Below are 497 nucleotides of genomic sequence, written 5' to 3'. Positions count from 1 at the left end.
CGGTAGGTCGACGGAAGAGCACACGCGTTGCCCGTCCCGGACAGGCCGGTCCACTTCTGGTTGGTGCCGCCGTGGCACGACCAGATCTGCACCCCCGTGCCGTTGGCCTTGCCCCAGCCCGAGACGTCCAGGCACAGCCCGGACCGCACGCCGACGATCGTGCCGTCGGGGTTCACCCGCCACTGCTGGTTGTCACTGCCGTTGCAGGTCCAGATCTGCACCGGGGTTCCCACCGCGCACGTCGCTGGTGGTGGCCGCCTGGGCCGGGCCGGCGACGAGCAGCGCCGCCAGCGCGGCCAGGGCCGCGACCGCGGCGGCGAGCACCGCGGACGGGTGTCTGCGGCTGAAACTACGTCTGTGCATAAGGACCTCGTCATCCTTGAGCAAGCGACTCCGGCTTGGCCCGTCAGGGGCTGTCAGGAGGCGGTGTGGTGTGGCCCTGAAATGTTCGACATAGCGAACACGGGTCGAAATGTCGAGCAATTGGATAATAGGGT

At 68.0% G+C, this 497-nt stretch carries 1 pseudogene; it reads right to left on the bottom strand.

Features of this window, described 5'->3' with window-relative positions:
• A pseudogene (locus OP79_RS50965) lies at positions 1–363 on the bottom strand (RICIN domain-containing protein); the annotation flags it as partial.
• Positions 364–497 lie beyond the last annotated feature (134 nt).

The organism is Streptomyces yerevanensis (assembly GCF_000716805.1).
GTDB lineage: Bacteria > Actinomycetota > Actinomycetes > Streptomycetales > Streptomycetaceae > Streptomyces > Streptomyces flaveus.
Note: the sequence above shows the minus strand (reverse complement) of the source record. Positions and strands in the feature narration are given on the sequence as shown.